Origin of the sequence: Leucobacter sp. CX87 (assembly GCF_018682295.1) — a bacterium.
In the GTDB taxonomy this organism is placed as follows: Bacteria; Actinomycetota; Actinomycetes; order Actinomycetales; family Microbacteriaceae; genus Cx-87.
In genome coordinates, this window is sequence record NZ_JAFIRI010000004.1 from 262,703 (window position 1) to 276,696 (window position 13,994).

Consider the following 13,994-nt stretch of genomic DNA (forward strand, 5'->3'; position numbering starts at 1 on the left):
CCCTCATGAGCTCATCCGAGACGGCCGCCCCGGCGGATCGCGTCGCCTTCCACCGCTTGCTGCGGGAGGCGCCGCGGTTCCGCTGGTGGCGGCCGCTTGCGTTGATCGCGCTCACCGCGATCTACGCCCTGTCGCTGTCGGCGCTGGTGCAGACACTCCTCACCCCACTGCTTGCGGCGACCGGAAGCGGAACACCGGCGGCGGTCGCGGCGCGCCTCGCTGGCCCGGATACGCAGGATCCAGTCGCGATCCTGGTCACCCTGGCGAGCCTCGCCTCCTGGCTGCTGGCGGTTCCCGCGGCGATGTGGTCGGTCGGCATCTCGCCACTCGGCCGGATCACGTCCGTCGCACTGCGCCCCCGCTGGGGACTCTTGTTGCGCTGTCTCGTCCCTGCGGCGATCGTGCTTGCAGCGATCGAGGCGGTGTCGTTGGGCGTATCCGTGTGGGGCACGCCGGGCGCCGAGCTCGGGCGCCCTGCCGGCTTTGACGCTGGGTTGGCTCTGTGGTCAGTACTGATCGTGGTGCTGCTCGTGCCGCTGCAGGCTGCCGGCGAGGAGGTCGTGTTCCGCGGCGTGCTCCTGCAGTCTCTGGGGGCGTGGATCAAGAACCCGATCATCCCGATTGTTGTGCCGACCCTGATCTTCGCGAGCCTGCACGTCTATGACATGTGGGGCCTGGCGCAAGTAGCCGTGCTCGGCGTCCTCTCCGGCTGGCTGGCCTGGCGCACCGGCGGGCTTGAGGCGGCCATCTCATTGCACGTGATCAATAACCTGGCCGTCTACCTGCTCCTGGCGAGCGGAATCACCGGGGTCACCGCGCAGACCGCGGGTGCCGCGGGGCCGCTCTCCCTCGTCGTCACGACGATCGGGCTGCTCGGCTACACCTGGGCCGCCGTTGCCATCTTCGACCGAGGCGGGTGGGCGCGCTGGAGCGGCGCCACCGTGGCCTCACCACCCGAAAGGAAGTCCGCGCGATGACCGATGCGTTCCCGCCACAGCCCATGAACCAGGAGCAGCCGTCGGCGCCGTACCTGCCGCCGGTCGTGCCGCCGGCGGGCTACGGTGCCGCGGCATCCCAGCCGCTGCAGGAGACCGAGCCGCTCGAGTATCACCGGCTCTACCGAGGCATCAGGAACTACCGCTGGTGGAAGCCGCTGCTGATGCTCGTGCTATCTGGCGCGTTCTACCTTGCGTTCAACGTCGTGATCGGGATCGTGTTCGGGATCGTCGCGGTGATCGTTGCGCCGCAGTGGCTCGACCTCGAGTTCATCAACAGCCTGGTCGTGCCCGATACGCAGAACCCCGTGTCCATTGCGGTGGGGCTCGGCGCGGTGGCGCTGATGATCCCGGCGGTCTGGCTCGCGATGCTCTGCCTCGGGATTCGGCCTCTGGGGCGCGGCTGGTCAGTCGGTCTGCGCCTGCGCTGGGGCCTGATCTGGCGCACGGGGCTCCTCTCGATCGGCATCATGGGCGTCATCACCCTGCTCGACACGGTGATCTCGCCCCTGTTCAGTGGATTCTCCGCTGAGGCGACTCCTGTCGCCGCCTCGCCCGACTTTGATCCGACACTGGCGCTCTGGTCGGTCCTCTTTATCGTGCTGCTCGTGCCATTCCAGGCTGCCGCCGAAGAGTATGTCTTCCGGGGCATGCTGATGCAGGTGCTCGGCGCCTGGGTGCGCAGCCCATGGCTCGCGATGCTGCTGCCGACCCTGCTCTTCGCCCTGGCGCATATCTACGACATCTGGGGGCTGCTCGCCGTCGCCGCGATGGGGTTCACTGCGGCCTGGCTCGCGTGGCGCACCGGCGGGCTCGAAGCGGCGGTGGCGATTCACGTGGTCAACAACCTTGTGGCATTCGGCGTCTTGGCGACCGGGGTGACCGGCGAAACGGGTCAGACGGTCACGGGCGCAGGCCCGGGCACCGTGATCGCCCAGGTCATCGGCCTCGCACTGTTCGCCTGGTTGACGGAAGTGATCTGGAAGCGCGGCGGCTGGTCTCGGACGAGGGTCGATTTCGTTGCGCCGCGGTCCCAATCAGTGGCCCCCGCCGCATACGGTTCGCACACGAACGGCCAGGATAGCCTGGTCTAACGGTCTTTCCGACCGCGGCGCAGCCGTGATGAAGTGGAGCAGAAACACGCATGATCGACGTATGGGTAACCGGATCAAGCCTCTCGGCGCTGGACGCGGCACTCGCTTTCGCCGAGGTCGGCCTGAGGGTGCGGGTGAGCGTCGACCAGGCGGATATCAGTCTTCCCGTCGGCCCGCAGCGAGACTCCGACGGAGCGCTCGCGGCGCTCGTTGCGCGGGTCGGCGCGGAGTTGCCGGGTGAGAGCGCCGTGTTGCACCCGGCGCCCGAGCTCTCGGTGTTCCCGCCGTCTGGCGTGCTGCTGCGCGGTGTTGACGGCGCTCTGCACCCACTCGAAGCGACCGCGGTGCTGGGCATTCCCACCACGCCCCTTGCCGAGAGCACTATTGCGCTCCTGGGTGGCGGCGGCGCGTTCCGCGCGTATCTCGATCGGTTGCGTCCGCTGCTCAAGATCGGGAAGGAACAGCGCCTCGGGCCGCTCGTGCGCAGTCGCCTCGGGACGAAGGTGGAGCGGGTGCTGGTCGACCCGATCGTGCGCGAGCGCGTCGGCGTGCCCGCGTCGGAGGTGGATACGGCTCGACTGGCCCCGGGACTGAACGAGACGCTCTCGCGGGTGGGGTCGCTTTCGGGCGCAGCGCTCTCATACGGGGACCGGAATGTTGCACGTGAAACGACGGTTGAGCCGGTCGGCGGCTGGGGCAAGCTGCGGGAGGCGATGCTGGCTCGCCTCGCGCTGTACTCGGTGGAGCTGGTAGCGGATCGACCAGTGGTGGCGATTGGGCGCCCTACCGAAGGCAGCGGCTGGCTGGTGCGCTGCCATGGCGCAGAGCCGACCGCTGACGAGCACGTGCGAGCCGTAGTCATCGATGTTGCAGACTCGACGTATCGCGCGGACGCCCTCGGTTTCGCTGAGGACCCGGTGCTTACGGCCGCGGACGCTCGTGCATATGTCGAGATTGGTATTCAGCGACCAGCGTGGCTGCCCCCGGTGCTCGCGTCGGATGACGCCGGTGCCGACGCGCTGCCCGTACTTTTGGCCTTGGACGGATTGGCGGAAAGCGTTGTCGGCTGGACGGCGCGCCTTGCACCCCACGAGGGCGCCTGGCGCGTTCGGTTCTCTGGTCCGCGTCATTCCGCGGGCACGCGTCACGCGAAGCCCGATGTTGCTGCGCTGTGCGCCGCAGCCGAGGTCGCCGAACTTCCGGCAGAGGGAGACGGTCGGCTCGAGTGGTCGAGCGTTGCGTCGCCGTTGAGCATTCCCGACGAGCACGCACGGCTCGGGGCAATTGCCAAGTTTGACGTCGCGCACGCCGCACTTCGACCGACGGGCGCAGCGTGGGCCGGAGGGGATTGGGCGCTCGCGGTTGGCGAGGCCCGCCCGCGCATGATTGAGCTCAGACGAACGCTCCTGGGCCTCGCCTAGCGCCCTGCAAACGCTTGCAGGGAGGCGCCAAAGCTGCGCGTATGTCAAGATCGGAATATGCTGGAGCCCCGCGCGGGGTTAGGCTCGTCAATATGACGTGGCGGTGAGCCATGGGTCTGGAGGAGATATGAAGGGCAAGATCGCATTCGTGCTTGGCGCGACGGTCGGATACGTGCTCGGAACTCGCGCGGGACGCGAGCGCTACGAGCAGATCAAGCGCGGGGCACAGGCTGTGTGGGCGACTCCTCCTGTGCAGAGCGGGGTCAGCGCAGTGAAAGGCGTCGTCGGCGATCGGGTCGAGGCCGTGCAGCGTGCGGCCGCTCAGGCAAGCAAGGATTTCTTTACTTCGGTGACCCGTCGTGTCGATGAGACCGCGTGGCAGAGCACCGACGAGGCGCGCCGGGCAAAGGCCGACGCGACAGAGTTGTGAGCCGGCGTTCGGATCAGGCGGGCACCTTTGAGCTGCTCGCCCGTTTGCCTCAGCAGATTGTCACGCTCGCAAAGGTGGAGTACGACAACGCGAAGCGTGAGGTCGTCAGCAAGGCGAAGAACGCCGGAATCGGCGCGCTCGCGATCATCGTTGCACTGTTCTTCCTGTTCTTTGCGCTCGGTTGCTTCATCGCAGCTGGCATCGCGGGGCTTTCGGTCGTCTGGCCGGTCTGGCTCTCCGCGCTCGTCGTCGGCGCAGGTCTGCTCGCGCTGGCGGCGGCGGCAATCGGGGCAGGGGTCCTGCTGATCAAGCGGGGGAATCCTGTGCCGGAGGAGACGCTCAGCCGTCTCGAGGGCGATGTGTACGCATTTGGTGAGGTCCGCGTGAACGCCGATCAGGTCAGTCCTCGCGGAAACAGCACAGCCGGAAATGAGGGCGGGCACGCATGAACGATTACACGAGTGCACGACCGAGTGAGCGATCGCTGGGCGTCGCCGAGGCCGCCATGGCGCGGGAAGAGCTCTACACGACTCTTGCGCAGCTGCGCGATCGGCTCAACTACGCGCAGCGCGTGGACGATGCGGTTGACGACGCGAAGGCGCGCATTGCCGAGACGCGACGCTCTCGCCCGCTCGTCTTTGCCGCGGGTTGCGCCGGAGTTGCCGTCGTGGCAGGCCTCGTGGTGTGGGGCGTGGCACGGGGGATTTCTCGTCGCATCAACTAATTCCGCCGCGCGCTCGGGTAACGTTTGGGTCCCATCAGGCCTGAGAGGCGCCCTCGTTTTGCGTCCTGAGGCCCGCGCGGTAAGAATGGGACCATCGGTTGTTCCGCACGCCGGATCAATCACAACACGTCAGAGGATGGTCTCGAGAGGTTCCTCGAGCCGAGTGAGTGGGGGATATGACTGCTGAGGGCAATTCGCTCGCCGGCTTGCGCGTCCTCGTTCCACGCGGTGGATCCTGGGGTGAGCTCGTATCGAAGACTTTGCGCGAGCGCGGGGCAAGCTCCGTCATCGCGCCGCTCGTCGACTTCGCCCACACGAGCGAAGAAGAGAAGCTCATCGACGCGTTGCGGCGTCTCGAAGCCGGTGAGTTCGACTGGATCACCGCCACGAGCGCAACCGTCGTGGACGTGCTGGCGCACCACAACGCCGTCATTCCCGAGCGCACCCGCGTCGCCGTGGTCGGCGAGGCCACTGCTGCCGCGTTCCAGGCCGCGGGCTACTCGGTCGCCCGCACGCCGAGCGCGTCCAATAACTCGGCCGATGGCTTGCTGGAGGAATGGCCCGAGATCTCGACGGGCGATCGACTCAAGGTGCTCACCCTTCGCTCGAACGTCGCAAAGCCGGTACTGACCGGCGGGCTGATCGACCGCGGCCACGATGTCACCCAGGTCGTTGCCTTCCGTACCGTGGGCGTCCCCGCGTCGTTGCGGATCCGTGAGGACGTCGAGTCGGGCCGCATCAACGCGCTACTGATTTCTTCGGCGACCATCGCGCACGAGGTTGCCACGCAGTTCCGCGTCCGCCCGACCAGCACACTGCTGGTGTGCGTGGGCCCGCAGACCCAGCGCGAGGCCGAGGCCGAGGGCCTGCGCATTGACGGTGTTGCGAACGAGCGCACCGCCCAGTCGCTGATCGACGCAGTTGAGTCTGTGATCGATCCGAGCGACATGCTCGACTAACTCGCGTCCTTCCCTGCCCCGTTCTCCGGCGACCTGCCCGGCCCCCCGCTGCGGATTCCCGAGGAATCCTGGACGGATGCGTGCGCGCGTACGTGCGAAGGGGCAGACTAGAGGCATGGCGAGAATTGAGGTGCATGCGGACCGAGTGGTGATTCGACTGACGGCCTCAGAGAAGACCCTGTCGTTGCGTCGTCACGACGTCGTGATCGACCGTTCGGCTATCACCTCCGCGCTCATTACGGACGACCCGTGGATCTGGATCCGGGGCGTGCGGTCCCCGGGGACGCACCTGCCGGGCCGCATGGCCATTGGCACGTGGCGCAACCTCGCAGGCAAGGACTTCGTGATCGCGCGCGCTGGTCGCGACGCGATCGTGATCGACATTGACGTGCCCACCGGCGTCGAGGAGGACGGCGCCTGGGTGAACGAGTTCAGCGGGTTCTCGCGCGTCATCGTCTCGACCACGCACGCCGCAGAACTCATTCGCGCGCTGCGTCTCGGCGGCGACGAGCCCGAGGTCGTTTCGATCGAGGCTTAGCCCGCTGCCCCGCTCGGGGTATCGACTGCGGCTCCCGATTGTGCCGCGTACAGCCTGATGGCCCGTGTGGCTTGAGCGACCGTGATGCTGCCGCCCGCGACGATGTGCAGCCCGTACGCGTCCTCGAGCGCGACGAAGTTCATCGCGATGTCTTCAAGAGCCCCGGTGAGTGCGAAGTCGCCCGCCTCGACGCCTCGCGCAAGAATGTCGCGGTACAGCGCAAGCTGCTCGCGGTAGAGCCGCTGCACCAGTTCGTCGTGCAGCGGGGACTTTCCGGCGAGCACGTCGAACTCGTAGAGCAGTCGCATGAGCGCGTCGTCGGGGCCGCTCGGCAGCCCGGCGTCAATGGCGGTCGAGAGCTGCTCACGCGGGGTCGGCGCCGCGGCGACGAGGGCCGCGCGCTCCGCTCCCACGCGTGCCATGCCCGCTGAGTGCGCCTCGACCAGGATCGCGTCCAAGTCGTCGTAGTAATAGAGCAGGGCACCGCGCGTCACACCGGCCTGATTCGCGACGTCGGTGAGCGAGACATGGCGCAAGCCGCGCGCCGCCGCGGCATCGAGCGCTGCCTGAATCACTTCGATCCGGCGCTGTTCTTGGGTGTTGGGGCGGGCCATGTTTGACAGTATGCCAGTCCCGTGCGAAACTCTGCAGTAGTTATTTGACGCAACCGTCAAATAAACAATATGGGGCGAGGCCCTGAGTACTTCAACGCAAAGGAGCACAGCGATGCTGGCAGATACCCTGCTCACCGGCGGACGGATCCGGACATTCGACGACGGCCAGCCGTGGGCAGAAGCCATCGCGCTCACCGACGGAGTCATCACCTACGTCGGCCCCGCCTCCGAGGCGCCGCCCGCCCGCCGCACCGTGCAGCTTGAGGGGCGCCTGGTCACCCCCGGCGTGAACGACACGCATAACCACCTGCTGCTTGGCTTCGATGATCTCGCCGTCAGCCTCGAGGGTGTCACGAGCCTCGACGAGGTGCGCCGCCGCATCGCCGCGCACGCCGAGGAGCACCCCGAGCTCGACTGGATCTGCGCCGAGAACGCGCTGTACTCGGTCGTCGAGGGCCGCCGCCCGAACGCCGACGACCTCGTTGGCGTCACCGATCGCCCGGTGTTCATCACCACCTACGATCAGCACTCGGTCTGGTTGAACCGCCCCGCCCTCGCGGCGCTCGGCATCCGTAGCGGCAACGAGATCGCCTGGGGCCGTCCCGAGATCGATGCCCGCACAGGCGAGCCGACGGGCTGGGTCACCGACTTCTACACGAGCGCGATGACGACGGACGGCCTCGCCGGCCTGCAGCGGGACATTCCGATGTACTCGCCGGACCGCCGCTACCGGAAGATCCTCTCGAGCCTCGAGATGGCCGCCGAAGTGGGCATCACGAGCGTCGTCGAGCCGCAGGTCCCGCTCGCCGAGCTCGACCTCTTCGCCCGTGCCGAGCGCGAGGGCAAGCTCACCTCGCGCGTCACTGCCGCAATCTTCCACCCGGTCGGCGCCGACGGCGACTTCCGCAGCCGCATCACCGACGCCATCCGCGAGACCCCGCAGCACGAGCGCTTCACGCTCGGACCGGTCAAGCTCTACGCCGACGACGTGATCGAGCCGCACACCGCAGCGATGCTCCAGGACTACGCGAATCGTCCCGGGCACCAGGGCTACCCGAGCATGGATCCGCCGGAGTTCACGAAGCTCTTCATCGAGCTCGACCGCCTGGGGTACCAGGTGCACACCCACGCGACCGGCGACTGGGGCATCCAGCTCACCCTCGACTCGATCGAGGCGGCGCAGCGCGCGAATCAGACGGTCGACCGCCGCCACGGCATCGTGCACGTCGAATGCCTCGCGCCCGAAGACCTGCCGCGATTCAATGACCTCGGCGTCGTCGCCGCGATGCAGCCGCGTCACGCATCGCCCGACCTCGTCGCCGGCACCTGGATGGAGAACGTCGGCGAGGAGCGCTGGGATCGCGCCTGGCGTTTCCGCTCGATGATCGAGTCGGGCGCCCGCGTCACCTTCTCGAGCGACTGGCAGGTTGGCGAAATGGACCCGCTCGTCGGGCTCTACAGCGCGATGACCCGCGCGGGGCTTGACGGCTCGGGTGCCTGGACGCAGGACGAGCGCCTCGGACTCGACCCGACGCTGCGGGCGTACACGCTCGGCGGCGCTGAGGCATTCCACACCGAGGACAAGCTCGGCAAGCTGACGGCCGGCTACCTCGGCGACATTGTCGTCTGGTCGACCGACCTGTATGCGGTCGAGCCTGCGGCGCTGCTCGAGCAGCGCGCCGACCTCACCATCGTGGGCGGCCGCGCCATCCACGATGTGCACGGCGAGCTGCCCGACGCGTAGTCGCCGCGCGCTACGCACCACCTCGCACCACCCGCACAACGACGTGAAGGACCACCCATGACCCTGCTGCCCACCCGCTCGACCGCGGAACCGGTCGAATCCGTTGCCCCGACGACGGAGGGTGGGCTGCGGCGTTCGCTGAAGCTGCACCACCTCGTCTTCATCGGGCTCGCCTACATGGCGCCGCTCGCGGTGTTCGACATGTTCGGGATCGTCGCGGACGTGACGAGCGGCCATGTGCCGCTCGCGTATCTCGTGGTGCTGGTCGCGGTGCTCTTCACCGCCTTCAGCTACGCGAAGATGGTGCGCTTCTTCCCGATCGCCGGGTCGGCGTACACCTACGTGCGCGAGGCGATCAACCCCCACCTCGGCTTCCTCGTGGGCTGGGCGGCGACGCTCGATTACCTGCTATTGCCGATGATCAACGCCCTGCTCTCGGGCATTTACATGAGCGCGGTCTTCCCCGACGTGCCGATGTGGATCTGGATCGTCCTCACGATCGCGGTGTGCACCGTGCTGAACCTGTTCGGCGTGAAGATCGCGGCGAAGGCGAACGTGCTGCTCGTCATCATCCAGCTCGTCGTGGCCGTGGCGTTCGTGGTCTTCACGATCAAGAACATCGTCGATGGTGCCAACGGCGCCGAGTTCTCGTTCGCCCCGTTCTACTCGGCGGACATCTCGGCGGTGGCGATCACGGCGGGCGCCGCGATCCTGGCGCTCTCGTTTCTCGGTTTCGACGCCGTCTCGACCCTGGCGGAGGAGGCCGAGCGGCCCACCCGCGACATCCCTCGCGCGATTTTCATCATCGTCGGCGTCGCCGGGCTCTTCTTCATCAGCATCACCTACGTCATGCAGGTGCTCTTCCCCGACGTGAGCCAGCTCGGCGACATCGTCGGTGCGTCACCTGAGATGGCGAAGTACATCGGCGGCGCCGCGTTCCAGGCGTTCTTCGTCGGCGGATACATGATGGCGGTGCTCGGCTGCGGCATCACGCAGCAGCTCAGCGCGGCACGCCTGCTCTACGCGATGGGTCGCGACGGCGCGCTGCCGAAGCGCCTGTTCGGGCGGGTCAACCCGAAGACCGGGGTGCCCGCGTGGAACGTCCTGCTCGTCGCCGTGATCGCCCTGTCCGCGATCTTCGTCGACCTGGATCAGGCCGCATCGATGATCAACTTCGGCGCGTTCATCGCCTTTACGTTTGTGAATCTCTCGGTGATCTTCGTGTTCTTCAAGTTCATGCAGCAGCGCGGCGTGGCCCAGGTTCTCGGGTACGTTCTTGTTCCCGCGGTCGGCGTCGTGATCAACGTATGGCTGTGGCTCAGCCTTGACTCGGTCTCGATGATCATCGGTGGCATCTGGATCGCCATCGGGGTTGTCTTCCTCGTCGTCACGACGCGCGGGTTCCGCGCGAAAGCCCCCGACCTCACCGGCCCAATCAACATCGGAATGATGCAGTAAGCGGCAGGATCCCGGCTACAGGTTGTTGAGCTTCTCCGTGTCGGCCGGGATCACGCCGTCCGCCTGCAGGCTCAGGGCCAGCCGTTTGAGTGCCGTGAGCGCGACGTTCTGCGGCATCGGTCCGTACGAGACGCGCGCGACGCCGAGCTCTTCGTACTCGGCGGCGCTGAGCGCGCCAGGCAGGCCGATCACGCTGATCTTGCCGATACCGATGCCCTCGACGAGCCGGCGGGTGGTCTCGGCGTCGAGCACGCCGGGGATAAAGACCGCCGTGGCGCCGACGTCAAGATAGGCGCGGCCGCGCTCGATCGCGTCGGCAATCCTCACGTCGAGCTCGCGCCCGCCCCCGATCGTGAAGGCGTCGGTGCGGGCGTTGAGGGCGAAGCGCACCCCGGCGTGTTCGCCCGCGCGGACGGCCGCGGACATGACGGCGGCAGCCTCACCGATCGGGCGCAGCTGGTCCTCGATGTTCGCACCCGAGACGCCGATCTCGATCGCGCGACGAGTCGTGTCGCCCGCGTCACCGAAGCCGCCGTCGAGGTCGGCGGTCACGGGATGCGCGGTCTGGCCGACAATCTCGGCGATCGAGGCGAGCATGAGCTCGAGGGGGATCTTCTCGCCGTCGGCGTACCCGTGGCTCGCGGCGATGCCGTGCCCGGCGGTCGCAATGGCCCGGGTGTGAGGGAGGTCGGAGACGACGCGGGCGCTGACGGCGTCCCACACGTTGACGACGCGCAGAACCTCGGGGGCGGCGTAGAGGCCGTGAAGTACTGCGGCGTCGAGGCGAGCCCGCTCGGTGGCGAGGCGGAGGGCGAGTTCGTGGTGCTCAGGAGTCAGTTCGGGGGCAGTCATACCTTCACGGTACGCCGCCCCCGGCACTTTGCCCAGGGGTAGCCCTGGGCGCGCAGTGTGAGTTAGTCGTTGACGAGCACGAGCTCTTCGAGCGCCATGCGGGCGCGGGGCGCGGTCTCACGCTCGGCGAGCTGCTCGGGCAGCTGCTCGGGTGTGCCCAGGCGGCCAATCGCGGTCACCGAGATGACCGAGTGGCGCTCGTCGAGGTCGAAGGCGGCGGCGATCGCGTCGGCGTCAAAGCCGCCCATCTGGTGCAGGTGCAGTCCCTCTGACTGCGCCTGCAGCGAGAGGTAGGCGACGGCCTGGCCGAGGTCGTACACGGCCCACGGCTGGGGGTTGCCGTCGACGGTCTGGGTCTCGGCGATGTTCACCACGAGAGCGGAGGCCGAACCGGCCCAGGTCTGGTTGAACCCCATGAGGTTCGCGGTGATCTTGCCGAACGCTTCCGAGCCGCGGCGGGCGATGACGAAACGCCAGGGCTGGGTGTTGCTCGCGCTCGGGGCCCAGCGGGCCGCCTCGAAAATGCCGCGCAGGGCGCCCTCTTCGAGCGTGAAGTCCGTGTCGAACGCGCGCGGGCTCCAGCGCTCGGCGATGTGATCGAGGACGGGGGCGCTGGTGTCGGCGAGGCGAGAGGGAGTCGTCAGGGTCATTCGAGGCAACACTTTCTGGTCCTGCGGGCAATGCCCAGGGCCGCGATTCATTCGGGGGAGCTCTGGGTGTAACGACCGAGGCCGCGCACCTATTCCCGTTTTTACTTGTAGCTTTCACCAAACTGCATACGCAGGCCGGCCACCAGGGCGGACAGGCCGAACTCGAAGTTGCCGCGCGCCATGCTCAGACCGCGCTCTCGCGCCGATTCTCGCGCGAGCTCTTCGGCCCGGAGGAGCCCGGGCGCACGCTCGGGGCTGCGTTCTGGCCGCATGTTTACCTCCGGGGCGAGCGCGTCGAGGGCCGATCCGATGATGAAGGACTCGAGCGCGACGAGGGCGGGCACGACAAGCGCCTCGGGGGCCCCGGCCCGCCGCATCGACTGGACGATCCGCTCGTAGTCAGCGATCGACGCGGGTTCGCTGTCGACCGGGTGTGTCGCGAGGGCCGCGATCGTGCCCGGGCTGCGACCGAGCACCTCGAGGTAGGCCCGAGCCCAGGGCAGTACCGCTTCGTACCAGGGCAGGCGATCAAAGCCGTGGTCGCCAATGCGCAGGGTGAGCTGGCCACGCATGCCGGCGATGACGTCGTCCTTGCTGGTGAAGTAGTTGTAGATCGCGGGCGGCTTCACCCCGAGCGTGCGCGCAATCCCCGCGATGGTGAAGTTTCCGCCCGCGCGATCCGCCACCAGGTAGGCGGCGTCGATGATGCGTTCGGGGGTCAGTACGGCGGTGCTCGGGCGCCCCGCGCGGCGCTTCGTGTCCGGCTCATCCATGGTGCGGCCTCCCAACCTCAGTCGCTCCGTTTGCAAGAACTATTTAATCAACGTAAATTAATTGACGATACGACTCGTTTCAACTATGCACCGCGGAGGGGCAATGTCGCTGATGACTGCCGAACTGATCATCGAGGGCGCCCAGCTGCGCACGCAGCTTCCCGGGCATGACGTGGCCGCCCCGCGGTCGGTCGCTATCGCGGGCGGCAGGATCCTGGCCGTGGGCGCGCCCGACGAGATTGCCGACGCATTCCGCGGCACCGCCACCCGCATCGACGACGCGAGCGGCCGCACGCTCACCCCGGGGCTCATCGACGCCCACCTCCACCCGATTCAGGGGGTCGAGCTGACGCAGGGGATTGACCTGGGGGGAATCGGCGACCGCCGCGCGATGCTCGATGCTCTCCGCGGCGAGGCCGCCCGCGTGCGCCGCGAGACGAGCGACGGGTGGGTGCGCGCGTGGAACCTCGACTACGCCGTGTTCGGCGGCGAGGCGCTCAGCGCGAGCATGATCGACGACGCCGTCGACGGGCTGCCCGCGATCATCTTCTTCTTCGACTACCACACGGCGCTCGCCAGCAGCGAGGGCCTGCGTTTAGCTGGCATCACCGGAGCCCGTTCGTTCGAGGACAGCTCGGAGGTCGTCGTCGACGGCTCGGGACGCCCGACCGGCGAGCTGCGCGAGGACAGTGCCTACGCGCCCATCCTCGCGATCCTGCCCGAGCTCAGCCGCGACGAGACACTCGCGTCCGCCCGTGAGATCCTCGCCGGCATGCGCCGCTCGGGTTTGACCGGCGGCACCATCATGGACGGCAATTCGGGCACGCTCGACCTGCTCGAGGCGCTCGACTCGAGCGGCACCGGGCTGCCCGTCCGCATCGTGAGCGCGATGGACGTCAAGCCCACCGCGACCGCCGAAGACCGCGCCACCATCGTCGCCCAGCGTGATCGCGCTGGCGCGCGCTGGCGCGGCGGCGTCATCAAGCTCTATGCCGACGGCGTCATCGACACGGGTGCCGGGTGGCTGTACGAGGCGGACGTTGACGGGCAGGGGCTCGCCGGGTTCTGGGGAGACCAGGCCGAGTTCGTGCGTGCGGTGCAGGAGTTCACCGAGGCGGGCTTCCAGATCGCGACGCACGCGATCGGAGACCGCGCCGTGGGCGAGACCATCACCGCGTACGAGACGGTCGGCAGCCGGGCCCAGGGCCGCGCGGTGCACCGCATCGAGCATCTCGAGTGTCTGAACCCCGCAGACGTCGCGCGCCTCGCGGTGAACGGCATCACCGCCTCGATGCAGCTTCCGCACCTGCAGTGGCGCATCGCCGACGGCAGTGATGAGTGGGCGCGGCGGCTCGGCCCGGCACGCGCTGCCCAGGGCTGGAACGCCGGATCCGTGCTGCGCGCGGGCGTCCCCCTCGCGCTCGGCTCGGACTGGCCGATCGCCGACCTCGACGCCCGCTTCGGCCTCGCCTGGTCGGTGCTGCGCCGCCACCCGGGCGACACGGACGGCTTCGTGTACGAGCCCGGCGAGCGTCTGACGAACGCCGAGGCGCTGCACGGGTACACCCGGGGCGCGGCGATCGCACAGGGCGAAGACGACCTCGGCGTCATCCGGGCCGGCGCCCGGGCGGACCTCGCGCTCTGGAGCGCAGACCCCACCCTGGTCGACGGCGACGACCTGATCGGCCTGCCGGTCGAGGCGACCTATCTCGACGGCGAACGGCTCGACAACGCGGCCTAGC

The 13,994-nt window shown here is 68.1% G+C and carries 15 protein-coding genes; 11 read left to right on the forward strand and 4 right to left on the reverse strand.

What is annotated here, in order from left to right; genetic code table 11:
- The first annotated feature begins 5 nt into the window (after nucleotides 1–5).
- The 8 genes from KOE53_RS06685 (at nucleotide 6) to KOE53_RS06720 (ending at nucleotide 6,161) form a co-directional block, all read left to right on the forward strand.
- Entirely contained in the window at nucleotides 6–977 is a 972-nt protein-coding gene (locus KOE53_RS06685) for a CPBP family intramembrane glutamic endopeptidase (protein ID WP_188057858.1), read from the forward strand.
- Nucleotides 974–2,089, forward strand: coding sequence for a CPBP family intramembrane glutamic endopeptidase (locus KOE53_RS06690; protein WP_188057859.1), 1,116 nt, complete (start codon nucleotides 974–976; stop codon nucleotides 2,087–2,089). The genes KOE53_RS06685 and KOE53_RS06690 overlap by 4 nt, the downstream gene beginning before the upstream one ends.
- A 50-nt stretch (nucleotides 2,090–2,139) precedes the next feature.
- Nucleotides 2,140–3,510: a hypothetical protein gene (locus KOE53_RS06695; protein ID WP_188057860.1), complete on the forward strand. Its 1,371-nt coding sequence runs from the start codon at nucleotides 2,140–2,142 to the stop codon at nucleotides 3,508–3,510.
- 127 nt (nucleotides 3,511–3,637) lie between these two features.
- Nucleotides 3,638–3,940 (forward strand): YtxH domain-containing protein, encoded by a 303-nt coding sequence (locus KOE53_RS13530; RefSeq protein ID WP_241095462.1) that lies wholly within the window; start codon nucleotides 3,638–3,640, stop codon nucleotides 3,938–3,940.
- Nucleotides 3,937–4,389: a phage holin family protein gene (locus KOE53_RS06705; RefSeq protein ID WP_188057861.1), complete on the forward strand. Its 453-nt coding sequence runs from the start codon at nucleotides 3,937–3,939 to the stop codon at nucleotides 4,387–4,389. The genes KOE53_RS13530 and KOE53_RS06705 overlap by 4 nt, the downstream gene beginning before the upstream one ends.
- Nucleotides 4,386–4,664 (forward strand): DUF3618 domain-containing protein, encoded by a 279-nt coding sequence (locus KOE53_RS06710; protein ID WP_188057862.1) that lies wholly within the window; start codon nucleotides 4,386–4,388, stop codon nucleotides 4,662–4,664. Before KOE53_RS06705 ends, KOE53_RS06710 begins: the two co-directional genes overlap by 4 nt.
- Nucleotides 4,665–4,840: 176 nt before the next feature.
- On the forward strand, nucleotides 4,841–5,623 hold the full coding sequence (locus KOE53_RS06715) for a uroporphyrinogen-III synthase (RefSeq protein ID WP_188057863.1): 783 nt from the start codon (nucleotides 4,841–4,843) through the stop codon (nucleotides 5,621–5,623).
- Nucleotides 5,624–5,738: 115 nt separating this feature from the next.
- Nucleotides 5,739–6,161: a hypothetical protein gene (locus tag KOE53_RS06720; protein WP_188045189.1), complete on the forward strand. Its 423-nt coding sequence runs from the start codon at nucleotides 5,739–5,741 to the stop codon at nucleotides 6,159–6,161.
- Here KOE53_RS06720 and KOE53_RS06725 read toward each other — a convergent pair.
- A complete protein-coding gene (locus tag KOE53_RS06725) occupies nucleotides 6,158–6,775 on the reverse strand; it encodes a TetR/AcrR family transcriptional regulator (RefSeq protein WP_188045190.1) in 618 nt (205 codons plus the stop codon). The genes KOE53_RS06720 and KOE53_RS06725 overlap by 4 nt on opposite strands.
- 112 nt (nucleotides 6,776–6,887) lie before the next feature.
- On the opposite strand from KOE53_RS06725, the gene KOE53_RS06730 reads away from it, so the two are divergent.
- A complete protein-coding gene (locus tag KOE53_RS06730; protein WP_206348579.1) occupies nucleotides 6,888–8,519 on the forward strand; it encodes an amidohydrolase in 1,632 nt (543 codons plus the stop codon).
- 57 nt (nucleotides 8,520–8,576) lie between these two features.
- Nucleotides 8,577–9,977, forward strand: a complete 1,401-nt coding sequence (locus tag KOE53_RS06735; RefSeq protein WP_188057864.1) for an APC family permease — start codon at nucleotides 8,577–8,579, stop codon at nucleotides 9,975–9,977.
- Nucleotides 9,978–9,992: 15 nt separating this feature from the next.
- Here the strand turns inward: KOE53_RS06735 and KOE53_RS06740 are convergent, their stop codons facing one another.
- The 3 genes from KOE53_RS06740 to KOE53_RS06750 form a co-directional block, all read right to left on the reverse strand.
- The gene (locus KOE53_RS06740) at nucleotides 9,993–10,829 is read right to left on the reverse strand and encodes an isocitrate lyase/PEP mutase family protein (RefSeq protein WP_188057865.1); all 837 of its coding nucleotides are present in this window, start codon (nucleotides 10,827–10,829) and stop codon (nucleotides 9,993–9,995) included.
- A gap of 62 nt (nucleotides 10,830–10,891) precedes the next feature.
- Nucleotides 10,892–11,479 (reverse strand): nitroreductase family protein, encoded by a 588-nt coding sequence (locus KOE53_RS06745; protein WP_188045193.1) that lies wholly within the window; start codon nucleotides 11,477–11,479, stop codon nucleotides 10,892–10,894.
- Nucleotides 11,480–11,580: 101 nt separating this feature from the next.
- Nucleotides 11,581–12,252, reverse strand: coding sequence for a TetR/AcrR family transcriptional regulator (locus tag KOE53_RS06750; RefSeq protein ID WP_188045194.1), 672 nt, complete (start codon nucleotides 12,250–12,252; stop codon nucleotides 11,581–11,583).
- Nucleotides 12,253–12,364: 112 nt separating this feature from the next.
- On the opposite strand from KOE53_RS06750, the gene KOE53_RS06755 reads away from it, so the two are divergent.
- Nucleotides 12,365–13,993 carry an amidohydrolase gene (locus KOE53_RS06755; protein ID WP_251364185.1) on the forward strand — a complete coding sequence of 543 codons (1,629 nt, stop codon included), beginning with the start codon at nucleotides 12,365–12,367 and terminating at the stop codon, nucleotides 13,991–13,993.
- The last annotated feature ends 1 nt before the right edge of the window (nucleotide 13,994 follow it).